The sequence below is a fragment of the Paramicrobacterium salitolerans genome (assembly GCF_051513965.1).
GTDB lineage: Bacteria > Actinomycetota > Actinomycetes > Actinomycetales > Microbacteriaceae > Paramicrobacterium.
This window is the reverse complement of the sequence record NZ_CP195847.1, coordinates 2229641-2255439: the sequence shown is the minus strand read 5'-3', so window position 1 is coordinate 2255439 and position 25799 is coordinate 2229641. Positions and strand designations below refer to the sequence as shown.

At 61.3% G+C, this 25799-nt stretch carries 26 protein-coding genes and 2 tRNA genes; 11 read left to right on the top strand and 17 right to left on the bottom strand.

Going from position 1 to position 25799, the window contains the following annotated elements:
* The first annotated feature begins 26 nt into the window (after window positions 1-26).
* The 3 genes from ACSAGD_RS10840 (at window position 27) to ACSAGD_RS10830 (ending at window position 3707) form a co-directional block, all read left to right on the top strand.
* Window positions 27-2549 (top strand): bifunctional metallophosphatase/5'-nucleotidase, encoded by a 2523-nt coding sequence (locus ACSAGD_RS10840; protein WP_437582754.1) that lies wholly within the window; start codon window positions 27-29, stop codon window positions 2547-2549.
* Window positions 2550-2640: 91 nt separating this feature from the next.
* Window positions 2641-3276 carry a hypothetical protein gene (locus ACSAGD_RS10835; protein WP_437582753.1) on the top strand — a complete coding sequence of 212 codons (636 nt, stop codon included), beginning with the start codon at window positions 2641-2643 and terminating at the stop codon, window positions 3274-3276.
* A 23-nt stretch (window positions 3277-3299) separates the two neighbouring features.
* Window positions 3300-3707 (top strand): SseB family protein, encoded by a 408-nt coding sequence (locus ACSAGD_RS10830; protein WP_437582752.1) that lies wholly within the window; start codon window positions 3300-3302, stop codon window positions 3705-3707.
* Window positions 3708-3720: 13 nt separating this feature from the next.
* Here the strand turns inward: ACSAGD_RS10830 and radA are convergent, their stop codons facing one another.
* Window positions 3721-5079, bottom strand: coding sequence for a DNA repair protein RadA (gene radA, locus ACSAGD_RS10825; RefSeq protein ID WP_437582751.1), 1359 nt, complete (start codon window positions 5077-5079; stop codon window positions 3721-3723).
* An 84-nt stretch (window positions 5080-5163) separates the two neighbouring features.
* On the opposite strand from radA, the gene ACSAGD_RS10820 reads away from it, so the two are divergent.
* The 8 genes from ACSAGD_RS10820 to ACSAGD_RS10785 all read left to right on the top strand — a co-directional run bounded on the left by ACSAGD_RS10820 (window position 5164) and on the right by ACSAGD_RS10785 (window position 11341).
* Window positions 5164-6411: an aspartate aminotransferase family protein gene (locus tag ACSAGD_RS10820; RefSeq protein ID WP_437582749.1), complete on the top strand. Its 1248-nt coding sequence runs from the start codon at window positions 5164-5166 to the stop codon at window positions 6409-6411.
* Between the two features lie 77 nt (window positions 6412-6488).
* On the top strand, window positions 6489-7712 hold the full coding sequence (doeA, locus tag ACSAGD_RS10815; protein ID WP_437582748.1) for an ectoine hydrolase: 1224 nt from the start codon (window positions 6489-6491) through the stop codon (window positions 7710-7712).
* A gap of 11 nt (window positions 7713-7723) precedes the next feature.
* Window positions 7724-9094: an NAD-dependent succinate-semialdehyde dehydrogenase gene (locus ACSAGD_RS10810; protein ID WP_437582747.1), complete on the top strand. Its 1371-nt coding sequence runs from the start codon at window positions 7724-7726 to the stop codon at window positions 9092-9094.
* Window positions 9095-9149: 55 nt separating this feature from the next.
* Window positions 9150-9240 (top strand) — tRNA-Ser (locus ACSAGD_RS10805).
* Window positions 9241-9384: 144 nt separating this feature from the next.
* Window positions 9385-9804 carry a hypothetical protein gene (locus tag ACSAGD_RS10800; protein ID WP_437582746.1) on the top strand — a complete coding sequence of 140 codons (420 nt, stop codon included), beginning with the start codon at window positions 9385-9387 and terminating at the stop codon, window positions 9802-9804.
* Between the two features lie 217 nt (window positions 9805-10021).
* Complete coding sequence (locus ACSAGD_RS10795) at window positions 10022-10324, top strand: hypothetical protein (protein WP_437582745.1); 303 nt, start codon at window positions 10022-10024, stop codon at window positions 10322-10324.
* 146 nt (window positions 10325-10470) lie between these two features.
* Window positions 10471-10917: a DUF7718 family protein gene (locus tag ACSAGD_RS10790; protein WP_437582744.1), complete on the top strand. Its 447-nt coding sequence runs from the start codon at window positions 10471-10473 to the stop codon at window positions 10915-10917.
* Window positions 10907-11341, top strand: coding sequence for a hypothetical protein (locus tag ACSAGD_RS10785; RefSeq protein WP_437582742.1), 435 nt, complete (start codon window positions 10907-10909; stop codon window positions 11339-11341). Before ACSAGD_RS10790 ends, ACSAGD_RS10785 begins: the two co-directional genes overlap by 11 nt.
* A gap of 70 nt (window positions 11342-11411) precedes the next feature.
* On the opposite strand, the gene ACSAGD_RS10780 is transcribed toward ACSAGD_RS10785, so the two are convergent.
* The 16 genes from ACSAGD_RS10780 to ACSAGD_RS10705 form a co-directional block, all read right to left on the bottom strand.
* Entirely contained in the window at window positions 11412-11648 is a 237-nt protein-coding gene (locus tag ACSAGD_RS10780; protein ID WP_437582740.1) for a holin, read from the bottom strand.
* 11 nt (window positions 11649-11659) lie between these two features.
* Window positions 11660-12049 carry a hypothetical protein gene (locus ACSAGD_RS10775; protein WP_437582739.1) on the bottom strand — a complete coding sequence of 130 codons (390 nt, stop codon included), beginning with the start codon at window positions 12047-12049 and terminating at the stop codon, window positions 11660-11662.
* Window positions 12050-12164: 115 nt separating this feature from the next.
* Complete coding sequence (locus tag ACSAGD_RS10770; protein WP_437582738.1) at window positions 12165-13106, bottom strand: hypothetical protein; 942 nt, start codon at window positions 13104-13106, stop codon at window positions 12165-12167.
* Window positions 13107-13166: 60 nt separating this feature from the next.
* Window positions 13167-16037 (bottom strand): hypothetical protein, encoded by a 2871-nt coding sequence (locus ACSAGD_RS10765; RefSeq protein WP_437582737.1) that lies wholly within the window; start codon window positions 16035-16037, stop codon window positions 13167-13169.
* A gap of 2 nt (window positions 16038-16039) precedes the next feature.
* Window positions 16040-17107 (bottom strand): hypothetical protein, encoded by a 1068-nt coding sequence (locus ACSAGD_RS10760; protein ID WP_437582736.1) that lies wholly within the window; start codon window positions 17105-17107, stop codon window positions 16040-16042.
* Between the two features lie 59 nt (window positions 17108-17166).
* Window positions 17167-18174: a hypothetical protein gene (locus ACSAGD_RS10755; protein ID WP_437582735.1), complete on the bottom strand. Its 1008-nt coding sequence runs from the start codon at window positions 18172-18174 to the stop codon at window positions 17167-17169.
* Window positions 18175-18182: 8 nt separating this feature from the next.
* Complete coding sequence (locus ACSAGD_RS10750) at window positions 18183-19049, bottom strand: hypothetical protein (RefSeq protein ID WP_437582734.1); 867 nt, start codon at window positions 19047-19049, stop codon at window positions 18183-18185.
* A complete protein-coding gene (locus ACSAGD_RS10745; protein ID WP_437582733.1) occupies window positions 19046-22069 on the bottom strand; it encodes a phage tail tape measure protein in 3024 nt (1007 codons plus the stop codon). Before ACSAGD_RS10745 ends, ACSAGD_RS10750 begins: the two co-directional genes overlap by 4 nt.
* Window positions 22070-22276: 207 nt before the next feature.
* Window positions 22277-22807 (bottom strand): hypothetical protein, encoded by a 531-nt coding sequence (locus ACSAGD_RS10740; protein WP_437582732.1) that lies wholly within the window; start codon window positions 22805-22807, stop codon window positions 22277-22279.
* 20 nt (window positions 22808-22827) lie between these two features.
* Window positions 22828-23577, bottom strand: coding sequence for an IPT/TIG domain-containing protein (locus ACSAGD_RS10735; RefSeq protein WP_437582731.1), 750 nt, complete (start codon window positions 23575-23577; stop codon window positions 22828-22830).
* Between the two features lie 69 nt (window positions 23578-23646).
* Entirely contained in the window at window positions 23647-24057 is a 411-nt protein-coding gene (locus tag ACSAGD_RS10730) for a hypothetical protein (protein WP_437582730.1), read from the bottom strand.
* Window positions 24054-24407 (bottom strand): HK97 gp10 family phage protein, encoded by a 354-nt coding sequence (locus ACSAGD_RS10725; protein WP_437582729.1) that lies wholly within the window; start codon window positions 24405-24407, stop codon window positions 24054-24056. Before ACSAGD_RS10725 ends, ACSAGD_RS10730 begins: the two co-directional genes overlap by 4 nt.
* A gap of 363 nt (window positions 24408-24770) precedes the next feature.
* Window positions 24771-25199 (bottom strand): hypothetical protein, encoded by a 429-nt coding sequence (locus ACSAGD_RS10720; RefSeq protein ID WP_437582728.1) that lies wholly within the window; start codon window positions 25197-25199, stop codon window positions 24771-24773.
* Window positions 25199-25420 (bottom strand): hypothetical protein, encoded by a 222-nt coding sequence (locus tag ACSAGD_RS10715; protein WP_437582727.1) that lies wholly within the window; start codon window positions 25418-25420, stop codon window positions 25199-25201. Before ACSAGD_RS10715 ends, ACSAGD_RS10720 begins: the two co-directional genes overlap by 1 nt.
* Window positions 25421-25440: 20 nt before the next feature.
* Window positions 25441-25519, bottom strand: a tRNA-Tyr gene (locus tag ACSAGD_RS10710).
* Between the two features lie 55 nt (window positions 25520-25574).
* Window positions 25575-25787, bottom strand: a complete 213-nt coding sequence (locus tag ACSAGD_RS10705) for a hypothetical protein (RefSeq protein WP_437582726.1) — start codon at window positions 25785-25787, stop codon at window positions 25575-25577.
* Window positions 25788-25799 lie beyond the last annotated feature (12 nt).

Here is a 25799-nt window from a genome sequence, read left to right as displayed (position 1 = left end):
AACCCCAACGAATAACCAGGAGAGACATGTCGATATTCACACGTCGAGGACGACGTCTGACGGCAGCGGGAGCGCTGGCCGGGCTCGTCCTCGCTCCGCTGACGGCGCTGTCAGCCGCTGCCGATGACGCGACGCCAAGTGCAGAAGGCACAACGACGATCAACCTCATCAACATCAACGATTTCCACGGACGCATCGACGACAACACCGTCACGTTCGCGGGAACCATCGAAGAACTGAAGGAATCTGCGGCGAACCCGATCTTCCTGTCCGCGGGAGACAACATCGGGGCATCCAATTACGCCTCGTCGTCAGCTGAGGACAACCCCACGATCGATGTCCTGAATGATCTTGGGCTCAAAGCCTCGGCAGTGGGCAACCACGAGTTCGACAAGGGTCTCGATGACCTCACAGAACGTGTCTCGAAACGGGCCGGATTCGAGTATCTCGGAGCCAATGTCTACACGGCTGGCACGAAGAAGCCGAAGCTCAAGGAGTACACGATCGTCACGGTTGACGGCATCCGGGTGGGAATCATCGGTGCTGTGACGCAGGAGGTTCCGTCGCTCGTGTCGAAGTCCGGCATCGAGGGGCTCGAATTCGGCGACCCGGTCGAAGCTGTGAACCGAGTGGCGGACGAGCTCACTGACGGCGACACGAGCAACGGCGAAGCCGATGTCATCATCGCGGAGTATCACGAGGGAGCCTCGGCTGGCGCTCCAGAGGGTGCGACCCTCGAGGAGGAGCTCGCACAGGGCGGTGCGTTCGCCAAGATCGTGACGAAGACCTCGAGCAAGGTGGACGCGATCTTCACCGGTCACACGCACAAGGAATACGCGTGGTCCTACAACGGCCGTGCTGTCGTGCAGACCGGCAGCTACGGCGAGAACATCGGGCAGATTGTCCTGAGCGTGGATGCCGATGGCAACGTCTCGACTGTGTCGTATGGAAACCACTCTCGCCTCGAGGCCGAGAAGGGTGCGACGGACGAAGAGACCGCCGCGAACAAGAAGGCGTTCCGCGAGAGCCTCATCGCTGAGTATGACCGCGTTCGCGCCGTCAATGAGACCACGCAGGCGGCACTGGCGGCGGCCGAGGAGAAGGGCAGCGTGGTTCTTGGTGAGGCGACCGCTGACATCACGACTGCGTACTACACGAACAGTGAGGGCGAAACCGTTCGTGACGACCGTTCGAGCGAATCGACGCTCGGCAACTTCGTCGCTGATGCTCTGTTGGAGACGCTGAGCGAGCCAGAGGTCGGCGGTGCCGAGATCGGTGTCGTGAACCCGGGCGGACTGCGTGCCGAGCTCTTCGAAGGTGAGATCACAGTTGCGGAGGCGAACTCGGTTCTGCCGTTCCTCAACAACCTGTGGACCACGACGCTCACGGGGGAGCAGGTCAAGACGATGCTCGAGCAGCAGTGGCAGCGCTCGGCGGACCCGAATGGCGAGGCCCCGAGTCGCCCGTATCTGCAGCTGGGCCTCTCGAACAATGTGACGTACACCTACGACCCCGATGCGGCGATGGACAGCCACATCACGTCGGTCACGATCAACGGCGAACCGCTCGATCCTGAGCGCGAGTATCGCATCGGCTCCTTCAGCTTCCTGCTCGACGGCGGAGACAACTTCCACGTCTTCACCGAGGGCAAAGACACGAAGGACTCCGGGCTCATCGACCGTGATGCGTGGATGGACTACATCGAGGACAATTCACCGGTGTCGCCGAGCTACGACCGCCGTGCGGTGGCTGTGACAGGCATCCCGACCGAGGCCGTCGACGCCGGCTCGACCTTCGAACTCCAGCTGTCGAAGCTCGATCTGACCTCGCTGGGTGTGACGCCCGAGACCGGTCTGACGATCGCGCTTGATGGCGAGGAGATCGGCACTGCGTCAGTCACGGACGGCGCGGCTGACGTGCAGATCGAGGTTCCCGCGGATGCCGAGGGAGCTAGCACTCTGACGCTGACGGGCGACGTGAGCGGAACCGTTGTGACGATTCCGCTGACGATCAATGCGGCCGACGGCGGAAGTGAGACGCCGGGCACGGAGAAGCCGACCGAGGAGCCTGCCCCCGTGGACGAGGGCGACATTCCGGATGCCGGTGAGGATGGCATCTCTACGGTCGACAGCGCACAGGCGGGTGACACGATCACGATCGACGTGGGCGCCGAGCACGCCGGCGAGTGGGTGTCCGTGTGGCTGTACTCCACGCCGATTCAGCTCTCCGACGGCTGGATCCAGGTTGCGGAGGACGGCACCGTCACGGTGACGATTCCCGAGGACGTTCCGGCGGGCGAACACCGCATCGTCGTGATCGGCGCGGATGGAACGGTGATCGGCTGGCAGTACATCACGATCACCGCCGCTGACGGGGCGGGAGGTGCCGGAGACGGAACGGCAAACGCGTCTGACGACCTGCCGCGCACCGGTGCGGAAGCGTCGGAGCTGCTGCCCTTCGCGCTCATCGCCCTCGGGCTCATGGCTCTCGGCGGTGCAGCGTTCGGCGTCAGCAGGTACCGTGCACGCAAGGTGGCTGACCGCTCGTAGCGAATCAGTGTGATCGCGCGCGGAGGGAACAGGCTTCCCTCCGCGCGCGTGGCGCACGAGCATCCCGCCTCATCGCACCTACCATGAGGTCATGTCGACGAATCAGGGTCCACACGGTCGTCTGCCCCGCAGCGTCTACATCAAACGCCGCCTGTGGGTGCTTGCAGGGCTGATCGCGGTCATTGCCATCATCGTTCTGCTCATCTGGCGGCCCGGTGCCTCAGGCGCCGAAGAGGCCGCAGCGACTCCGACTCCGACCGCCACCGCCACACAGAAGGCGGAGGAGGAGCCTGCTGAGGAGGAGGCGTCCGATGCCCCCGTCGAGTGCACGAAGGACAACGTCACTGTCACGGCGAAGACCGACAAGCAGACGTATGCGTCGGGAGAGCTGCCCAAGCTGACCCTGTCGATCACGAACAACGGTGACATACCGTGCACGATCGACGTCGGAACCTCGCAGCAGGTGTTCACCATCACGAGCGGTGACGACACGTACTGGACGTCGACGGACTGCCAGACGGAGCCGACGAACGCCGAGACCACGATCAAGCCGGGCAAGACGCTCACGAGCGACCCCGCGGTCGAGTGGGACCGCACACGCAGCAACCCCGATACGTGTGACGCTGAGAAGCGCGACGAAGTTCCGGGAGACGGGGCGTCGTATCATCTGAAGACATCGGTCGCGGGAATCGAGTCGGAGAAGTCAGCGCAGTTCGTGCTCTACTGACTTCTCCTGAGACACTGGAGAGCATGGCGAAGTCCAAGAAGAAGCCGCAGCCGGAGTTCCGTTCGCAGGCGCTCGCGGAGGCCCTGGAGAAGCAGGACATGGCGGCCGTCGCGTTCGCGCTCCGCAATGACCGCATGGTCGTTCCGCTCATGAAGCCGGGGCAGAGAGACAAACCGACGGATGCCGGTGAGGTGTGGACGTTCCGTCAGCCTGAGACCGGCAAGCTCGCGCTGCTGCTGTTCTCGGACGCCAAGAACAAGCCCGCCTCGCTCCCTCCGTTCGTCGGGCTGCACGACGGCCTGTGGCTGCACACGTTTCTGCGCACCCACGGCAGCGCGATCGAGACGATCTTCTTCGACATCGCGGGCCCGCACCCCATGCAGGCGACGCCCGACGAGGTGCTGCGCGTGCTCGACCTCGAGATCGAGTGAGCGCGCGACGCCGTCAGAACGCGGTGTCGATCTCCTGATCGCGGATGCTTCCGCCCGTGCGCTTGGCGAGTGCGAGAGCATTCTGGATGCCACCAGCGCTCGAGTCCACGATGGTGCTGTACCCGAGGCGACGTGCCTCCGAGGTGCGCTGCTTGGCGGCGACCACGGGTCGGATCTCGCCCGCGAGACTGATCTCTCCGAATGCGGCGAGTGAGTGCGGAACGGGCCAGTCGCCGCGAGCGGAGGCGATGGCGACCGCGATAGCGAGGTCGGCGGACGGCTCGGTCAGCCGTACGCCGCCGACGGTCGAAACGTAGACGTCGTGATCGGCGAGCTCGACTCCCGCACGGCGTTGGAGCACTGCGAGCAGCATGGCGACGCGGTTCGAATCGACGCCGCTCGTCACGCGGCGTGCGTTCGGGGCTGCCGACTTCACGACGAGCGCCTGGATCTCGACGGGAAGGGCCCGTCGACCCTCCATGGCGATTGTCACGCAGGTGCCCGACACCGGAGCACCCTTGCTGAGGAAGAGCTTCGACGGGTCAGGCACCTCTTCGATGCCGGCGCCGGTCATCTCGAAGCATCCCACCTCATCGGTCGGGCCGAACCGATTCTTGAGTGCGCGGACGAACCGCAGAGCCGTCTGCCGATCGCCCTCGAACTGACACACGACGTCGACGAGATGCTCGAGCATGCGCGGCCCGGCGATGGTGCCGTCTTTGGTGACGTGGCCGACCAGCAGCAGCGGAAGCGAACGCTCCTTCGCGACACGGATGAGTGCCGCGGCGACCTCGCGCACCTGGCTCGGCTGCCCCGGCAGTCCGTCGACGCTGCTGCTCGCGACCGTCTGTACGGAGTCGACGATCAGGAGGTCGGGATTCACAGCCTCGATCTGCCCGAGCACCGTTGACAGGTCGGTCTCGGCCGCGAGGAATAGGTTGTCGTCGAGAGCCCCGGTGCGCTCGGCGCGCAGCCGGACCTGGCTGACGGACTCCTCGGCGCTGACGTATAGCACGCGCGACTTCGCCCGAGCTCCGCGCGCTGCGACCTCGAGCAGGAGCGTCGACTTGCCGACGCCGGGCTCGCCGGAGAGCAGAATCGCGGCGCCCGGAACGATGCCGCCGCCCAGAACGCGATCGAACTCGGCGATGCCACTCGGCCAGTGTGAGATCGACGCTGTCGCGACGCCCGTGATGGGGCGCGCTGCTCGGTCGGCATCCACCCTCGTCGTCGTCACGCGCTTCTCGATGCCGCTCTTCTGCCCGGCCTCCACGACGGTGCCCCACTGCTGGCATTCGCCGCAGCGGCCGACCCATTTTGCGGTCTGCCAGCCGCACTCGGTGCATGTGTAGGAGGAAACGGTCTTCGCCATGCTTCGAGCGTATCGACCACGTCTGACATCGTGCGTGAGCCAGGAATCCTTGACACCGCTGACACTCACGGGTACAGCTGGGTTATGGAGACATTCGCGAAGTGGGAATCAGAGATCCGCGGCTACAGCCGCACGTACCCGACGGTTTTCGCTACGGCGTCTAACGCTCGGCAGGTCGATGTGGACGGTCGAAGCTACGTCGACTTCTTCGGCGGTGCCGGAGTCCTCAATTTCGGTCATAACAACGAACGCATGAAACGTGCCATGATCGAGTTTCTCGAGTCCGACGGCGTCGCCCACAGTCTCGACATGGCGACGACCGCCAAGCGGGACTTCATCGAGAAGTTCGCGTCGACGATTCTCGAGCCACGCGGCATGAACATGAAGATGCAGTTCATGGGTCCCACGGGGTCGAACGCGGTCGAAGCGGCCCTCAAGCTGGCACGACGCGTCACTGGTCGCCGCAACGTGATCGCGTTCTCGCACGGCTTCCACGGCATGACGCTCGGTTCACTCGCGTGCACGGCGAACGACTTCTTCAGGCAGGCTGCGGGGGTGCCCCTCGAATATGTCGAGCGCGAACCCTTCGAGACGGCTCCCGGCGGGGGTCTCGACGCCCTGGACGATCTGCGGGCGCAGTTCGAGGACCCCTCGAGCGGACGCATCCCGCCGGCCGCGTTCATCGTCGAGGTGATCCAGGCCGAGGGCGGTGTGAACGTGGCGTCCGCGGAGTGGCTGCAGGCCGTTCAGAAACTCGCGCACGATGTGGGGGCGCTCTTCATCATCGATGACATTCAGGTCGGATGCGGTCGAACCGGAAGCTACTTCGGATTCGACGGGCTCGGGCTCGACCCCGACATCGTCTGCCTCGCGAAGGGCATCGGCGGCTACGGAACCCCGATGGCGATGAACCTCATCAAGCCGGAGCACGACGCCAAGTGGGCGCCGGGGGAACACACGGGAACCTTCCGCGGGCAGGGCCTCTCGTTCGTGGCGGGGCGCGTCGCACTCAGCTACTTCGAGGACGACGAGCTGATGAACGAGGTCACGCGCAAGAGCGAGGTCATGGCTGACGCGCTGCAGAGCATCGTCGATGAGCACAGCGACCGCGCCTTCGAGGTACGTGGCCGCGGCATGATCCAGGGACTCGACGTGGGTGATGGTGCGATCGCGAAGAAGGCCGTCTCCTTCTGCTTCGAGCACGGCATGCTCATCGGCGCCTGCGGAAGCGGCGGCCGAGTGCTGAAGCTCATTCCGCCGCTGACGACACCGGATGACGACCTGAAGGAGGGCCTCGAGACGCTGACCGCCGCCGTGCGGGCGAGCGTCTGACGCGGCATCCGACATTCATGAATACCGAAGAACCGAACCGACAGACAGAGGTGGTCTGCTAGACAAAGGAGTCCGTGATGAGAAAACGCGACGATATGACGTTCCCTTTCGAGGAGTACGAACGCCGTCTGAGCGAGCTGCGACATCGCATGTCCGAGAGGCTGTTGGATGCCGTCGTGATCTCCGACCCCGAGAATCTCATGTATCTCACGGACTACCAGACCACGGGGTATTCGTTCTTCCAAGCGCTCGTGGTGCCGATCGACGACGAGCCGTTCATGATCACGCGCCAGATGGAGGAGTCGAACGTCGTGGCGCGGACCTGGGTCGACCTGACGCGGCCGTATCCGGACACCGGTGACGCGATCCAATCGCTCGTCCAGGCGCTGCGTGAGTTCGGTCTCCATACCAAGAGCGTCGGGTATGAGCGGAACAGCTACTACTTTCCGGCGTATCACCAGGACTACATCCACACGGCGATCACGGAGGGGCGACTGCTCGACTGCTTCGGCATCGTCGAGGAGGGGCGCATCTGCAAGTCCGACGCAGAGATCGAGATCATGCGCAAGGCCGCGCATGCGACCGAGGTGGGGATGCAGGCGGGTCTCGACGCCTGTCAGGCGGGTGTGACCGAGAACGACATCGGAGCGGAGATCAGCCAGGCGATGTTCCGTGCGGGCGGCGAGACGCCGGCGGTCATGCCGTATGTGACCTCCGGTCCTCGGTCGATGATCGGGCACGCCACCTGGGAGGGCAGGGTCGTCCAGCCCGGTGAGCACGTCTTTCTCGAGGTCGGTGGATGCTTCCGCCGCTACCACACAGCGATGATGCGCACGGTCGTGCTCGGTGAGCTGTCGGACTCCATGCTGACCGCGCAGAAGCGGATGAAGCTGGCCCTGCGCGAGGTGGAGGATGCGATTCGTCCGGGGCTCACGGTGTCGGACGCGGACAATATCGTGCGCAGCATCATCACCGACAACTCGGTCGGTGGGCGACTCGTCACACGGTCGGGCTATTCGATCGGCATCGCGTTTCCGCCCAGCTGGGACGAAGGCTACATCGCGAGCCTCAACCAGGGTGATCCGACGGTGCTGCGGGAGGGCATGACCTTCCACATCATCCCGTGGATGTGGGGCGTCGACGGGGACAAGACCGTCGGAATCTCCGACACCATCCGGGTGACGGCGGACGGCTGCGAGTCGTTCTACACGCTGGACAAGGACTTCGTGAGTAAGCCCGATCAGGCGGCCGAACTGCCCGCCGACAAGGCGCCGACGCCCATCAGACCTGAGATCGCGTGAGAGGAGAGAACGTGCTTGTCGTCACGAACCCGCGCACGGGGGAGAAGATCCGTGAGGTGGAGCCCGCAGACGCGGGTCGAGTGGATGCCGTGCTGGCAGCGGCATCCGAGGCCCAACCGCTCTGGGGTGCGATGTCATTTGCGGAGAGAGGTGAGGTGCTGCGGAGCGTCGCAGCGTATCTCCGCGAGCACGCCGATGACCTTGCGCCTCTCATGACGGAGGAGATGGGCAAACCCATCACGGAAGCGTATGGCGAGGTGGAGAAGGCCGCGTGGTGTGCCGAGCACTACGCGGACAACGCCGAAGAGTACCTTGCGGCGCAGACGCTGGCCTCTGACGCGACACACAGCTACGTGCAGCATCTTCCGCTCGGCACGGTGCTCGGCATTCTGCCGTGGAACGCGCCGTTCTGGCTCGCATCGCGGTTCGCATCGCCGGCGCTGATGGCCGGAAACACGTGCATCATGAAGCACGATCCGCACGTCGTCGGCTGTGCCGAGGCGATTCAGGAGGTGTTCGAGAAGGCGGGTGCGCCGGACGGGGTGTTCCAGCAGCTGCCGATCGAGACGGATGCTGTCGCGGACGTGATCCGCGACGGACGCGTTCAGGCGGTGTCGTTCACCGGATCCGCGCGCGGTGGTGCAGCGGTGGCGAGTGTCGCGGGGAGTCAGATCAAGCCGGCCGTTCTCGAGCTCGGTGGGTCGGACCCGTGCATCGTGCTCGCAGACGCTGATCTCGATGCCGCATCCGATGTCATTACGCTCTCGCGCATCATCAATGCGGGGCAGTCGTGTATCGCGGCGAAGCGGATCATCGTCGAGGAATCGGTGTATGAGGACGTGGTTGAGAGGCTGCGGGAGCGTATGGCTGCGCTCGTGATGGGGGATCCGCGTGAGAAGAGCACCGACATCGGTCCGCTTGCCCGGGACGATCTGCGGCAGAACCTGCACCGTCAGGTGACGGAGACTGTGGATGCCGGAGCGCGCTGTCTGCTCGGAGGGGCGATACCGGAGGGGCCCGGCTACTTCTATCCGGCGACGGTGCTCGCCGATGTCACTGAGGAGATGACGGCGGCGCACGAGGAGACCTTCGGGCCGGTCATGGTGATCATGAGGGCGAAAGATGCGGGGGATGCTCTCGGAATCGCGAACCGCAGTGAGTACGGTCTTGCGGGCAGCGTGTGGTCGACGGCGGAGCGTGGGGAGGAGATCGCGCGTCAGCTGAAGGTCGGGCAGGTCGCGGTGAACGGCATCGTCAAGACGGATCCGCGGCTTCCGAGCGGTGGTATCAAGAGCTCTGGCTACGGACGGGAGCTCGGTCCGCACGGCATCCATGAGTTTGTGAATGCCCAGCAGGTGTGGGTCGGTCCGAAGAAGGGCTGAGGGGCCACCGGGTTCGATTCGCGCTGGAGGGTGAGAATCCTCTACACTTGTGCGCGGTGACGTGTCCGAGCGGCCGAAGGTGCGACTCTCGAAAAGTCGTGTAGGGCAACCCCCTACCGTGGGTTCAAATCCCACCGTCACCGCCAAGTCGAGCCCCCGTTCTCCCCAGTAAACACAAGGGAGAGCGGGGGTTTTGCTTTGCCCAGAATCCGATTTTGCCCACACCTTGCCCACAATTGGGGTAACAATAACCCTGTTGTCGTAACCGAAACTGCATTAATGTGCAGGTCATGGATACCGGACTTGCGAACTATCAAGCCCCGAAACTGCCGAAGCGCAAACGCGACAGTGACCCCTGGTGGAAAGGTCACAGCAAAGGCGTATGGGCGGCAGGAGCGTTCGGTGTGCTCGTCATCGCCGGTGGTGTTGGTCTGTCGATCGTCACGGCACAGAATGAGGGCGAGCAAGACCGGTACGGCACACCTACGGAAGCGTCCATGTACTGCGAGGATGCGGTGCGGGACCAGCTGAAAGCGCCTGACACTGCGGAGTTCGACACGAGTGCGACGGGTTCGGGGACGTACACGGTGACGGGCACGGTGGATTCTGAGAACTCTTTCGGTGCGATGCTCCGGTCAGATTTCCAGTGCACGGTCGTGATCGATGGGGACACACAGCGCACGACGTTGGACAGTCTCGAGCAGAGGTAAAAACCTAAAGTCTGGCGAGTATAGGGTTTCGGCTAATGGTCGTCGACGAGAACGGGCTACCGCCCGCCCCAGCGTGCCCAGAGTGCGGGAACCCGATGGAACCGGAAAGCTTCAAAGGAGACGACAGGATCCAAGTCGCATACGTGTGCCCGGTGCATGGGGTTGGGTGGACGTTCGACCCGTTTGAAAGCTGACTTGCGCGGAGTACCATCAACACATGCGCGCTCTTGGAAAATGGCTCAGCAAGCCAAGCCACATCATCTACGTGGCGTTTTGGCTGTGCATCGCCGTGAGTAGCGCGATTTCCTTGGCGAGTTCGCCCCTCGTGTATGGGAGCAATTCAACATCGCCTTTATCCGCGTTCTTCATCTGGATATTCGTGGGCGCAGCTCTTTACTACCCACTCAAGTTCATGAAGTTCCTACTCAAGCTCGGTCTCGCCTTCATGGGCGTACAGTTCCGTGCAATGAGAGAAACCACACAGGAGTTGAAGAATGAACGGCCCGACCTATTTGAGTGAGCCTGCCCGAGCTGTGGGACAGTGTGTTACCCAGTGGATGGACAGTGGGTGTGCCGGTATTGCGATGTTGTCGTGATCTGGAACTGACCCCTCTTATAGGGGCAACTATGGCGGAGAAACATTGTCCCCTCTAAGCTATTGGAACTGTGACACCCAGGAATTTCGGTAGAGATGCTCAACGGAGGAGCCGCCGGGTCACACGAGAAGCATTACCCACAATTGAGGACGAACGTTGGGAATGCCCCCCACACGTAATCAAAACTGAGTACACGGAAAGGTGGGTTGATGACCCAGCGTGCCGTATTACGATCCGCACTGTTCGCGATGAGGCAACCAACAGAATCGTTGACTATGCTTTTACCCATGAGATAACCGACGACCGTGGCCAGTGGCATCAGATTGCCCGCATTGATTGCAGTCACCAGGAGGTTCACCGACATTGGCCTCCTCCGGATTCGGATGGCGCGCTCAAGCGCGAAGTAATCCGGCCCATCTACTCACAAACTGATGTAGAGGATACCTACCACCCTTGCTTGAATGAGATCTTCGATAATATCGAGGTCAACGAAGGGAAGTGGCGAAATGGCCGCTAATACAGATGCAGAGATCCGCCGCAAGTACGCACGGCTTCTCATGGGTTGCATAGCTCGCAACAACCTTCACTCAATATTGACCGTCAAGGATTCTGACGGGGCGACACCGATCGTAATAGCTCTTGGCCATGAGAAAGTAGACGCTGTTTTCCAGCGAATCAAGCATGCGGGGGGCTCGGCGAACCTTGTCATTGTGGATTCTTCTGAAGATGTCCATTTGATTACGATGGTTCCCGCTAGTCATGCCGCGCCCACATTCGATGAGCCGAATGACCCAGCAGATCTGCACAAGAACATCACGATGGACTTTCTTGTGCACTACATGCAGCGTCAGGCTGACGGAAAAGAGACGTTCCGTATTAGCTTCACAGGAGTCAATCTAGATGCGTCTCGCAACAGTGCGGAACTTGCATCAGTGCTCTAGCTATCCTTTCTAAACACGAAAAGTGCCCCTCTCCCAGCCGTGAGGCCAGGAGAGGGGCAAAGTGTTTACGTCAGTCGAGCTTTTCAGCGTTCGTGAGACCGGGACCGGTGCCGGTGGCACCCTGAGCGGCGAACGCTTTCAGGAGGGATACGACACCGGAACCGAGAGCGATACTGCCGATGGTCTGCCAGTCAGCGTCGAGGACACCGAACTGTCCTGCACCGATGACGGCGAGGGCACCGCCAGCGATGGACGAGATGACACGCTCAGCGGTGGCTTTCCAGAACTTTCGTGTTGCGAACTTCATAGGGTTTCTCCTTATCGTGGTGCGCCATCCGGCCACGGAGGCGGCGGGGGCGGCAGTTGGTCATAAATGTGAGAGCGGAGGACGTGCGCGTAGTCCCGGTACGTGTCCCGTTGAGCCCGCAGCTCTTTGTTGTCTGACTCGAGCGCGGTCATCCGCACGTCCTGAGCGGTCATGCGGTCGTCGGATCGTTGCCGGTACCCGGCCAGCTCTTCTTGAAGCTGGTCGATCATTTTCTGCTCGTTCGATTTCTCCGCCTGAGATGCGGCGACTTCGGTGGCGCGTCCTTGCACTTTCGCGGTGATGAGTGCGCCGAGGACTCCGCCGCCTGCTGTGAGTGCGACGCCGACGAGCGCGAGCACGGGTGCCACCCAGTCGGGCATGGGGAGGACGGCTTCTGTCATACGCTCACCGCCAATGCTGCGCCTCCTGCGAGTCCGATGAAGAACCCGACGAAGATGCCAAGCGCTACCGGGTCAGCGCGGGTTTTCGTTTTCATGTGCCGCATGGGTCTGCCTGTCATGCGTCGATGAACAGGTAAGCGTCGGAATCGAACACGGTGATCTTCACGTTGCCCTTGTTCTTATGCGCCGCCGTCAGTCGCGCGTACACGGCCCAACCGCGAGAGACGCCACGCTTGAACTCACGCGACGCCCGAATGTACCCGTCCCGGTCAACGACCAGTCGTTCCTTGTAATGCTCACTGTTGGTCTTGCCGGGGTCTTTCGCGGACGGCTTCTGCCACATGAGCACAAGCTCCACAATGTCGCCAGGTTCACCCTGCCCGTACACGTGAGGGGTGATCGAATACGTTCCAGGGTTGCCGACGATGTTCGATGCGTTGCTCTGCGGCTTCCCTGTTTCCAGGTGCAGGTAGAACCGTTCTCCGGGGGAGAGAACCCGCCCAGATTTCCGTGCTGTCGCGTCCTGCTTGTGGTATGTCTTCACCTTTGTCTCCTTCGTTGACGATCCAGGTGCGAGCGTGCCGCCCGTTGACGGCGCTGAGTACGGGTTGAGGTCGATCACGTGCCACGGTTCCTCCCGGGCGTAGCCACGGGCACGAGTGATCAGGAACGCCGTCAGACCGTTCCGTTTCATGAGCCGGTTGAACTCCGCACGCCCGTGCTTCTTGATGAACTGTTCGGCGTTCCAGAAGTCGACAGCTTGAGTGTCGCGGTTCTCCCACACGCCGCCGTGGGACGAGTAGCCTTTCGCGGCGGCTTGCCCGACACCGTATTTGTCGATCATGTACTGCTGGCCGTCGAGGTCGCGGTACACGTTCGGGCCGGACGTGATGTACAGGTTGAACCCGTAGGTAGCTTTCGCGTCCGCTATGACGGCCTTGATGCGTGCTGCGGTGCCGGGTGTTGACCTGAACTTCTCTTGTCGCCCGTATTGGTTCGTGGCCCAGAACCAGACGAGTTCGCTGGACGGCAGTAGGCCGTTTCTGTATCGGGCCATGTGGCCTCCCTTGCATAAGAAAAGCCCCGACGTGCGGGGCTTGATGGTTGCGTGCTGCGGCTAAGGATCGACCGGGTAAGAGCACCCTGCGGCGAACCATGACGGTTTCTCGTCACCCCGCCACCCGAGCCGGATTAACCCATCCGTGGCGTTGATTTCAATACCGGTGTTTCCGTTCATCCCAGTGCCCATGCCACCTGTCCGGTAGTGCTGGGCTGGACGGTATTGGGCGGGGATCGGGTCAGCGGCAACGACCTGGTAGCTGCCCTTGGCGATGTCTCCTGCCGCACCTCCACGGATGAACACGATGCCGTCTACCACGCGGTACGACAATTGCCCTGCCGTTCCTGCGGTGAACCCTGACGCGTAGGCGAGGTCGATCCAGCCGGTGTCTCCGAGTAGTCGCCCGTTGACATAGACCCCATTAGCGGCGTTCAGGTCGATACGGGGAGACTCGATCTTCAACACGTCAGCCACCGACGCATCAAAAACCCTGCCGCCCGAATAATCATTCGAGAACACCAACCGGTCAGGGAACAACTCACCCTGCACACCATTCGATGTGGAACTGATCCGCAACCGGCCAGGCTCTAACCAAGCCCCCGCGTTCGGAGCACCAGTCCCAGGACGACCATACGAGGTCATCTCTAACCGGTCCTGGTACAGGAACGTCCACCGTTCCTCCCGAGCACCCGTGGCATCAGCAACATACTTGTGCATTGTGAGGCCGGTCGCGTACAACTCTGACGTGGTTTCAGCGTCCGTCACCGACGAATCACCAGACAGGTGGTAAGCCTGTTTGGCGTCGATGGTGAACTTGATCAGTGCGGATTTCGCTTGCATTTGCGCTGGAACGTTGAACCCGCCAGTGCCGACCACGTATTCGAGCATGCCGTTCACGATCATTCCGACCTGGGAGTTCATGTAGATCCCGTAGGTGGTTGTGTTCGGGTCGAAGTCGGCTTCTGTGGTGAATTCGCCCGCGACCATGGAGACACCGTTGATGGTGCCACCGTTGATCGTGACCGCGGTGATCGTCTTACCCACCAACTCGTCAACTATCGCTTCGGAGCTGATCCATTTCTTCGTGATCAACGCGTTCGCAACAACAACATCAGCCCACAACTGGTCGATGACAGCCTCGTTGATTGTTGCCCCAGCGGTGACGAACAAGTTCTTGATGTCGGCACGCTGGAACTCGGCTGTCGCTGACGCGATAGCCTGCGCAACGACTTCAGCGATCGTCGCGCCACCCGCCGTGAGCTTGCCAACGTCCAGGTTCGCGATCGCTTCTGACGACACCGGTGTTTCCACCCACTGCCCGGATACACGCACCCACATGGCTTGAACGTTGCCCTGCTCACTGCCCTTGTGGTTGAACCAGATCGAGCCTTCTGGTGCAGTGCCTGACGGGCCAGCGTCGACACCATGAAGCACCTGAGGGATGGACTCCGCCAGTTGAACGGCGGACGCCGCGTCAGCTTTCGCATCCAGTGCGGCAATTTCCTCGTTCGTCGCCTGACGCAACGAGAGACGATCAAAGATGATGTCCTTCTCTGCCGCCCCGAACGACGTGAAGTTCCCCATGAGGAAACCCTTGAAGTACTGGAAATTCTCCGCCGTCGCACCCGATGGTGCGAGGATCGTTTTCGACACCCGATACCAGACACCCGTCGACGGCGACGGCACCATGTCACCGAAACGAATCTCGGTGCGGCGCGACGTGTCCGTTGACTGCCAATCGAGCAGAACACCGGAACCCGTCAATGCGTCGCCGGACACGAGCATGAAATCAGCAGTGACCGTGACAGCCTCCGCGAACCCCATCTGCACCATCGCCTGCGGGTACGCCATACCGGCCTGCCCCGTCGACACGGTCATGCGTGCCGCGTTCGACCCGGTACGCACCAGCGCCGTCTCTTTGAGCACGGTAGTACCTGACCAGGATTCCCACCCGTCAGGGAGGGCACCAGCCCACTGCTCAAAGATCGGATTCTTAAGCGCAGAGTCCTGAGTGATCGCCGCCGCAGACGTAGCAGCCGCACTTGATGCTGCTGTCATCGCCGCCGAAGCATTCGACGCGGCACTATCCGCAGTCTGCTTCACCTCAGTGATCGTCGTCACGTCAGTGACAGAGACCGTTGAGGTGTAGAACCACTCGTCTACACCATTCGTAGTCATCTGCAACCGAACCTGCAACGGCCCAATCGTTGCGGCGCTCCACGTGAGACGAATCGGTTCCGTGAAGTTGGCGTTCGACGTGATCGTCTTCGTGACCTGCAATGCTGCATTCGTGGGATGACCAAACCTGACCTGTAGCGAACCACCAGCGAAGTAGCCATCAAACCTGAGTTCGTACGTGGAGCCTTGCGTGCCCCAATTGTCGTTCCCCGCCGTTGTCCCGACACGGGTCAGCGTCTCGGCGACATTCGTGAACGTGGCCGGGTCAATGCCGACATAAAGGTTGCCATTCGCGAATGTGCCACCCGTACCCTGCCAGTGCTTGTCGCCGAACGAGAAGTCTGGATCGTCCACACGGTTCGGCATGTTCGACTTCGCCTGCTCCGCGAGCGTCAAAGCATCATCAATACCGAGGAACGCCTGCTCGATCTGCCCCTCAGCAGCATCCAAACGTTGCCCAGCACCCTCGAGACCCAGTTCAGCATCAGCCAACTTGTCGCCAAGTTGCTCGATCGCTTCCTCACGAACAGCGCGCTCCGTGTCCAGCTTCTCGTCCACAGCCGCCGCATCAAAACCAGCCTGAACACCACGACCCACAGCCTCAGGGACAGTCATATCAACAGTGCCGTCGCCACCATCAGGAACCTCGACCGTTGAATAGGCGAGCTGGGATGAACGCTCCACATTGTCCAACCGATGCCGCAAACGCACAATTTCCTGCGCATTCCACTGCTCGCCACTACTAGCCACGACTACCCCCCATAAATGAACGAATCCGACCGCTCCAACGCGAGCTTCGCCGTGAACTGATCAACCAAAGACCAATTCACAACCCGCAACTTCGGCGAAATCTCGCCCAACCACGGCAACTTGGCCCGAAAAGTAATGTCATCGCCCACAGACCAAGAACCGATCCGGGCATTCGGATGTTGCTTCACAGTGATCTCACTGATCCTCAGAACATCAAGCGACGCGTTCAGACGGTTCCTGATCTTCGCGTCCAAACGAGCATTCGACGTAGCCGACTTATCCGTCTCGACCGCCACCCGACGCAACCGACCATCTCGTTTCGCCGTAGACCGCCGAACAGACTTCTTACCCTCACCAGCACCAATACCGAACACAGAGTTCGCGTACTCAGAACCGTCCACCTCAGGGGCCGCAAAATCAATCACGTTCGCCCCGAGCTCGAACAGAAGATCAGTCCGATGCCGCCCGATACGCGGGTACCCGATCTGAATCTCATGAATCACATCGGTCTTATCCGCGTTCCACCTGTGGTGCTCCACCCAATCGAACGGGGTGTCCTGCGCGAGCGAGTCAATCTCACGCCCAATATCGCGAGCATCCCACCAGTGAAGCTCGTACGGTCCCGCATCGAAGTCGACGCTGGTTCCGGCACCAGTCTTGAACGACACTTCCTTCTTCTTCGTGCCCACGCGCACCTTCGTGGAACCGGTGACGGCCACCCCAAGGTCGCCGTCCGGGAACCCCTGCATGTGCGCCCACAAATGCCGCACAATGTCTGCCGGGTCGATCTGTTCCTTCGAATAGTCGCCCGTGTACGGCATCCCGTACGCGTAAGTCGAAACACCCTTGCAAGTGACAGTCCACTCTTGATCCTCGAACCCAGCGTCTCTCACGACACCGGACCAGGTGATACGCCCATCCGTTTCTTCATGGACGAGCGTTCCCCACTTCTCGAGCAGAAGATGCCCGTCTTTCATCCGCATCGACCGCAGTTTCTCCATGTCCGGGGCGATCGTGAACTTGAGCTCCCCTGACCCGGACAAGTCCCAGCGGGGGACAGGGTTGGTCACTGGCAGGTCTGTGTGCAGCCACTCTTTCGTGACAGCACGCTGCGCCAGATACCTACGCATCAGACAGCCTGTTCGTAGAACGTGAACGTCACCTGACACGACGACGACGCATTGATGACCGGATACGTTGCCGACGTACCACCAAGGATGCGTGCGTACGGGTACACCCGCTGGGACGTGCCCCGGAGTGAAGCAGTGATCGACCGGAAGTCAGCCAAAGCGAACACCATGCGTGTGTTCCCTGTGGAGTTCGGAGAGTCCCAGTTGCTCTTCTGCGTCACCAACGGTGCACCTGCACCAGTGCCGCCGACCTGTAACCACATCTGGCCATACGACGAGCCGGGAGGCACAAATACAGAGTTCCACTGCACCTGAATGTCAGCGTGCGTCGCCCACTCAGGAATGTCGAGGTTTCCCCACGAGTTCGTGGATGCGTTCGGCCACACCTCACCGTTTGCGCCGGTCGCCGTCAGCTTCTCTTCGTCACCGGTTACGAGCGAGTAGAACAACCGTTGCGTGTGCTGACGCGGGATCGCGACCTTTCGTAGGTCTTTGATCATTGCCGCTGTGATCGTGCCCGTCGATGCGGGAATGTCGATACGGGCAAGCGCGATGCCAGTATCAGCCTCATGCCCCGGCACATCCTGCAGCCGCGTAGTGCCCGTGGGGACGTTTGAGATCACACGAGGGAACACATAAGGGCCAGACTTCGGGTCAGCCGGCGCGTCGTACGGTGACCCCTGCAAGAACGGGTCTTCCACCCGTGCCACGATCAAGTCGGAACGGCCCGCCCCGGAACCGGTCGCCGCAATGTCGACCTGAGTGCTCGTAGCGTTCCGAAACGTGTACGTCTCACCCGCATGTCCAGGATGCCGGTTCAGCGCCAGCCCTCCACCGGGCCGCACATTCACCGCCGTTCCCGGCACATCAAGCGGCACCACTTTCAGGTCACCGACAGAAACAATGCCCTCCGCACCGTTCGTCGCCGCATACGTTTGTGCGCGCACAACCTCAGGGGAATGCTCAGCACCGCCGCCAACCATCCACGGGACAGGATCAAAAGCCATGACTACTCCTAATAGGTTGTGAACGCATCACGCCACCGCAGAGTCGCGGTCGCGGTGCCTGACTGGGATGTGCCGAACATAGACAGCACGTGAATACCGGGCGTGACCTGAGCCGCCGCCAAACGATCAGAAGATGGGGTCAGTGACACACCAGCACCGTTGACCGTCACCGACCGCACATGAGGATTCGTATCAATCCGCAGCACCTCGTCATAGGCGAGCGTGCCGCCGTACTCGAGCCGGAACAGCCCCACGACCTCAACCGCGGGGCGAGAGATCGGACCCTGCACCTCGATCACCGGCCACGTTGGGACTTCACCAGCGACCGTGAACGACTGCGACCGATCAGACGACGCAGACGTCGTGACAGGAGCAATGACCGGTGCAACCACACCACCCCCAGGCGGCGGGACAATCTGCACAGACGTCGAATACTCCACGGCTGAGAACCACAAATCAGTGGTGGCCGCGAAATCAGTTGTCGCCCGCACAAGACCCTGCTTCAGCCACGTGTCGTCCGTGCTGAATCGTTGTGGACGCCCAAACGTGACACGCCCAGACGGAGCCACCAACATGGCGGCATCCCCTGCGAACTCCCGCACATTGTCGCCACGCCACGCCCGCCGCAGACTCTCACGCCCGGAACGAGCCGCCAGCTCATCACCACGGCCGTTAACATCAATCTGGAACAGCACCGTCATGCCGTCCTGAGTGGCAGGACCAAAGGTGCGACCATCCACACCAGTGGTCCTGTACTCAGGGGATTCGAGCCCGTAACTGATCTCCGGCGCTTGCGACAACACCAACGGTGCGTCAATATCAGCGGCCATCTCGAGCGACACACCAGGGTAGTTGAGGTTCCACACGTCGGTCATGCGCGCCCGCCCCCTTCAAGATCTCGCACTCGGAAGTGCACCTCGTCGAATGCAGACCGCACCGTCTTCGCGTCCGGGTTCTGGAAGATCATCTGACCAATCAGCGGGGCAACTGAAGCCGCAGCCGCCGATGTGATGCCGCCGTCTGCGAACCCTTGAACACCGAGCCTGCGCCCCGTCTCCGCCCAAATATCAAGAGACCGGGCACGCTTCGACGGATGCAGAGGAATGTACGCCTCACCACCGGTCTCCGGCTCAGCCCACACCCGCATCGCCCCAGCCTGAGCGATCTGAGCCACATGATTCTCAGACGAAAAACCGCCACCAGCGAAGAACTCAGCAAACCCACCGTCCGCATACCCCGGCGCGGTGATGTACTTGTTGCCGTACTTCACCCCGGTCGCGCCCGTGTGGACATCAGTCGTCACTCTCACCGTCACCGTCCGGTCACGAGTGAAGTAATCCAAAGACTCCTTCGCCTTCGTGTCCTCCAGAAGAACCTCGATCTCCTTCTCAGAAGGGATCTTGTAAATCTGATCTGCGAGATCCTCAGCCTCATCCTTCGTCGCACCCATCGCCATGGCCGAATCGATCAGCTTCTGCCGACCGTCCTTCAAACGCTGGATATATAAATCCATGGCGTCCTTCGCGGACATTGTCTTCAGGTCAAGCTCGTACTGAGCCTGCGCTGCTGACTGGGAATCCTCCGCGAGCCCGTTCAGGGCATCCATGTTGTCGCGGCCCGCCTGCGTCGTAATATCAAGCGTTTTCGCGTACCCCTCGGTGCCGTTATTGATCTCGTCGATACGTTCCTGCACGTCAGAGAGGGTGTCCTGATAGTTGATGTTCTGCGAGATCGCGTCCTGACCAACACCGTTCGCTTCGTTCAACGTCTCAACAAGGTCCGAGAGTTGTTTCTCGAGCTGTTTGACCTTGTCAGCCTCATCCATGTACGCGTCCGACGCTTTCTCGGAAGCGGACTTAGCGTCACCCATGGCAAGGTTCACGAGCACCTGCGCCCGTTCAGCATCCGACAGGCCCTCAACCTGGATGCCCTGCGCGGTCGCCTGCTCGATCAACGCATCCCGGTAGTCGGGCATCGTGTCGATCAGCGTCATCAGCTGTTGCTGTGACAGGTCCTGCCCCTCAACGAGAGTGCGGAACGCTTCCTGCGCGGCTGGCAGGTCGGATGCGGCGATCTCAGCAAGAGACTCCCCGGCCTGCCGTACAGCGTCACGGAAACCCATGGTCTCTGTCGTGAACCGTTCCCACCAGTTCGCGTTCTGAGACGCGACCTTGTCGAGCATGCCCGACATGTCTTCCAGGTCAGAGCTGACGTCACGAATCCACTTGACGTCCTTGCCCTTAGACATAGTTGCGAACAGGTCCGCTGAATCCGAAGCCGTCTTGAGACTGTTCTCCACCTCAGCCGACGTCGCCTGCAGAGAGTCCAACCAGTCTGCGAGAACCTTCACACCCACCACTGCAGTGGCAAGAGCAACACCCCACGGGCCGGTGAGGAACTTCGCGGTCGCCGCGAGCGCCTTAGCCGACCTGTTCGTAGCCGTCATCATCGTGGTCGCCGCAGCCGATACGCCAGGGATCGACGCAGTTGACAGCGTGATCAGCGCCGCACGGAACTCTGCGATCTTCGGCAGAGCCAACATGAACGCCCCACCAGCGAGCCCGACAACACCGACAAGAGTTCCAAGGACGGTGATGATCGACTGCACACCAGGTGGCAGAGCAGAGAACCCCTCAGCGACCGCCGTAATAATGTCAGCACCAGCGGCGAGCATCGGCAGGAACACCTGGCCCATGTCGATCGCTGCATCCGTAATCGCGTTCCCCGCGGCCCGCATCTTCGACTCAACCGTCGCGTACCGCTTCTCCGCTTCCTCCGTGAGAGCGTTGTTCTCCTTGAAGGCCTTGTTACCGACCTCCATCGCCTCAGAGAACTGATCCGAAGCAGACGCCGACTTCAACAGTGCGTCACGCATACGAATCTCAGTGATACCGAGATCCTCAAGAATCGCGAACGTGGACGAACCCTGCTCCTCAGCATTCGCGAGCCCCTGCACGAACAACGCGAGAGCCTCACCAGGGTCTTTCTTCCACTTCGCCGCGAACTCGTCAGCGGACACACCAGCGACCTTCGCGAACTTGTCGAGCCGCTCCCCGCCCTTATCCACAGAGGAAGCAATGTCGATCATCACCTTCGACATGGCAGAACCGCCAGCCTCAGCCTCAATACCGACCGATGACAAAGCGGTAGCGAGACCAAGCGTCTGCCCCTCCGTCAGATCAATCTGGGCGGCAGCACCCGCCAGCCGGGACGCCATAGCGACAATCTCAGCCTCAGTGGTCGCATAGTTGTTGCCCAACTCCACCACAGACGAACCGAGCCGGTCCACATCGCCCTGTGACGTGCCCATCACGTTCATGAACCGGGCAAGCGCCGTCGCCGCCTCATCAGCTGACAGGTTCGTGGTCTCACCCAGATCGATCATCGTCTTTGTGAAGTCAACGACCGACCCAGTCTTGATGCCCAACTGTCCCGCAGCCTCAGCAACCGCCGCGATCTCGTCATGCGATGCGGGGAGTTCCTTAGCGAGACCCCGCAACCCATCCTCGACGGCCTTCATCTGCTCCGGTGTGCCATCGACGGTTTTCGTGACACCCGCCCACGCCGTCTCCCAATCAACAGCAGCCTTCGCCGTCAACCCAGTGACAGTGGCGAACGCGGCACCGACACCGACGAGAGTCGAGCCGAACGTGTTCAGTTCAGACTCTGACTCCCTGACCTTCTCACCAAAGGTCTTGATCTTCGGGGCAGCTTCCTTCGACTTACGGGAAGTCTCGTCGATCTCCTTACCAGTCTTGGACAGCTTTGAGGCCGCGCCGGCGGAGGTCTTCTCCACCTTCTGCATAGCCTGGTCCGCCTGGGCCAGATCCTGCTTGAAGACCTGAGCCCCCTGAGCCTGAATCTTGAAGATCAGTGCGCCGGCGTCGAACGACATCTCGAACCTGCTTCCCAGCCCACGAGGACTCAACGTCTAGAAGGCGCAAACACGCGCTGCGGATGAAATGCCACGACCGCACCTCAAGAGCGCGGTCGATGTCCGATATCAAGTTGTGTTGGTTCAGATCGAGTTCGACTTCACCGAAGAACTCAGGAAGCAGAAGCTCCCACAGCTCCCGGCCCGTCAACCCGTCCGGTTCTGCTTTTACGACTGTCTGTCTTGCGGCTTCTTCCCGGGCTTGTCGCCACTCTGGGGGGAAGACATACGTTGGGTACCTACCTGTGACTGGATCAGGGTCTCCAATGCCGAAGCGGGCGATATCAGCGAGCTCGAGCCGCCCAAAGTCGACACCAGGGACCACAGCGCTTTTACACCGCCACGGTCACCCCCGCCCTCGTCCAGGTAGAGGCGGACACCTTTCATGCCGAGCACTGTCTGCCACAGCATCGCGGGAATGAGCACGTCTTGCGCTTCCGCGAGAGAGAGGCGGTTCTGAATGTCCGTGTACACGGGGCCGTCCTCGACCCACTCCTTATCTGCCGTGACACCGTCGACGGCGTGCATGAGCAGTGTTTCCATGCCCGTTGCGGGTATTTGGCCGGCGGCGATGCCGAGGTACTGTTCGGTGAGTGCCATGCCTGCCCAGCCGGGGAGGGGCGACACGATAAACGGGTCGCCCGCCCCCTCGACTGTGAGATGCAGATCTCGTTTGACCTGCTCAGCGGATACTGTCAAGGTTCCCTGCCTCCCTCGACTTAGGCCGCTGTGTAATTCAGCGTCTCGGATGCGCCAGCGTCGTTCGTGACCTTGATTGTGGTCGCACCAGTCACACCGGTCGGGATGACAGCGATCAGCGTCTGGTCGTCAACGACGAGGAAGTCATCCGCGGCGGTTGCACCGAAGTCGACACCGGTCGCACCAGTGAACTTGTAGCCACGGATCGCGACCTGTGCCCCTGCAGCCTGACCGCCGGGGAGAGCCGACTCGAGAACCGGCTTACCGTCCGACACGATCGGGGACGTGATCTGATCGACGACACCGAAGTTCGACAGAGTGAACGAGTACACCATCTTGTCGGCGTAGCCCGTGTTCGCTTCCGCGACAGCGACAGAGAACTGACCCTGGAACGCAGGAAGGTTCTCATCGAACGCGTCGAAGATCTGCGCCTCAACACGGTTGTCTGCGCCTTCCGCGTACCCCTTGCGGATCAGCTCAGAGAGCCACGGCTGAGTGACGATGATCTGCTTTGTTTCCGGGTCACGGACAGCTTCACAGGTGAACGTCGGCGCGAAGTTGTACCCAACGATCTCGCTCGAGTCGCGGCCCTTCGTACCGTACACCTCACGTGCAACGGTGATCGGTGTCGGGTTCAGGGCAAGGTTGTTGACGTCACCTGTGACGTTCTCGAATACGCCGTTGCGCTTGATGCGGAGGATCCGCTGATGCGCGAGCGCGAGAGAACCGTCGGTCGGCTTCGTCGTGTCATAGAGAGTTGTGTCAGCCATTTCGTCTCCTTTGTTGTGGGGATTGCCGCTGGCCAGCGGTGACCCCTCATCTGGAGGGGCGGTCTAGGATTAGACGCGTCCGCGGAAGCTGTAGTTCACAGACACCGCGACACGGTCCTGCGTGTCTTCGTCGAAGTAGAGGCGGGAGAACTCCTCCGCCCACGAGATGCCGAGAATGTTCGGGAAGTACTCTTTGTGGTCGAGCACCTGTGCGAGGTCATGCGCCCACTGTTCGACGTCTTCCGTGTCGCCTTTGCGTCGGGTGTAGAACTGCACCCGGAAGAGTTTGTTCGCGCGTCCTTCACGCACGGACGGTGACGACGACAGGGACGTGAAATCATCCAGCAACGTCGGGTGCTTGCCGTCGGTGAAGACTCCTGGATCTGTGGGTGAGTAAATGCCGTTGGTGCTGTACACGCCGAGACCGTGATCGTTCAGGATGTGCGCGAGCGCCACCCGCAACTGTTTCTCAGGAGTCACTTCGTGATCTCCTTCCGAATAATGTCCCCAAGCTCCGTCTTGTGTTCCGCTGCAGGGTCTTCCACGTACTTGCCCTTGCGTCCGCCCTGGAAGTTGTACTCAGGGTGCTCATGCAACCGGGCCGCATACGGGGTGTCATAGATCACCTCAACGGTCGGCTCAGCTGTGCCGATCGGGGTGGACACGGAACCAGAACCCGACAGTGTGCCCTCATCGAACGGCACCTGCTCACTCGACAACGCCAGCAGTCGTTCGCCGGCGGCGGCGAGCCCGGTGCGGAGGTGAGTATCGACGTCGTCCGCGATCTTGCCCAGGTTGTTCGTGAACTGCACTGAGGCGCGGTAGCCCATACGATCACCTCACTCGAGATAGCACTCGCAATAGTTCGGAGTGCGTGACTTGTAGTCGAAGAAGTCCGAGGTGATGACCTCGGATGTGCGTTGCCGTTGTGTTCCCTCCCACACGGTGATGCGGCACCGGGGCACAACATCGTCTTGTGTGAGCAGGACAACGAACGTGGACGATGTCACTTCCTGCCCTGCTGTGGGGGATGTGGAGCGCCGGTCAACAACGAGTCGGGTCTTCTGCTCCACATATGCGGGAACATCGGTTTCGTCGGCCCATACTTCACCGTTTGCGCCTTCACCGAGGAGCCTGGAAATGGTCACCCTATGGGGGAGATGCTTCTTCCTCAGCCGGGGCATGAGCACCTCCTACCAGTGGGAGACAGCGGTCGTCAGCAGTCCTGCGTTGCGGAGAATCTCGACCGCTTCTGGGGAGATCCGGGAATCAGCTGCTGACCGGTTGTTGGATGCGCCACCAGACACCCCAGACCCACCGAGGGAGACGGAACCGATCTTCACGACACCGGATTGTGAATCGGCACCTGTGACGTCGTCGGTTTCTTCGAACCATGCCGCCTGTGCGCAGGTGGCTTCCTTGAGGGCGTCGGAAACGTCCGCGTCAGTCGGGTAACCGTCTTCGTCTGTGTCGTACACGGAGAGTCGGAGTCGCCCGTCAATGACAGTGGATGCGCGGCGGAGCATCGCATTCAGCTGCTTCTCGTCAGGGATCGGATCGGGAACATCACCGTCGAGGAAGTCGAAGTAGTCAGATGGTGTGGCGTAGGTGCGCTGTGCCATCACTTGCCCCGCTTCTTCGGTGCAGGCTTACGCGGTTTCGGTTCCTCACCCGAGTCAGTGCCGACGAGCTCACAGACAGGTTCCACCCGGAACCGGTGCTGCTTGAACGCCTGCAACCGCACAGGATGCAACGACGACACCAACGCGACACCATCCGTGAAGTCCACCCCGAACTCCACCTGACGGCCCGCCTGCGGTCGCGGATGCGTGATCTTGTACATGATTCCCTCCCAAGAATGCGTAGCGTGTGCAGGAATCGAACCTGCGGTGACTAACGTCGGGCGGTTTACAGCCGCCGTGCCCGCCATGGGCTACACGCCATGTGGTGCGCGGCCTGCCAGGGGAATGGACACCCAGCAGGCCACGCGGTCACATCTACTCCGAGCCCTCAGACTTCGGCTTCTCCTCGACGGTGCCCTTGGGCTCCGTCGTCTTCTTGGCCCGCTTCGGCTTCTCCTCGACGGTGTAACCCTGACGGCGGAAGTACGCGAGCTGTGCCGCGTCGCCCGTCTCGCCCACACCATCAGCGAAGTTCACGCCGACGACAGTGCCAGTGAACCCCTTCACAGGGGCGGTGACCTTGTGCATGCTGTTTCCTCC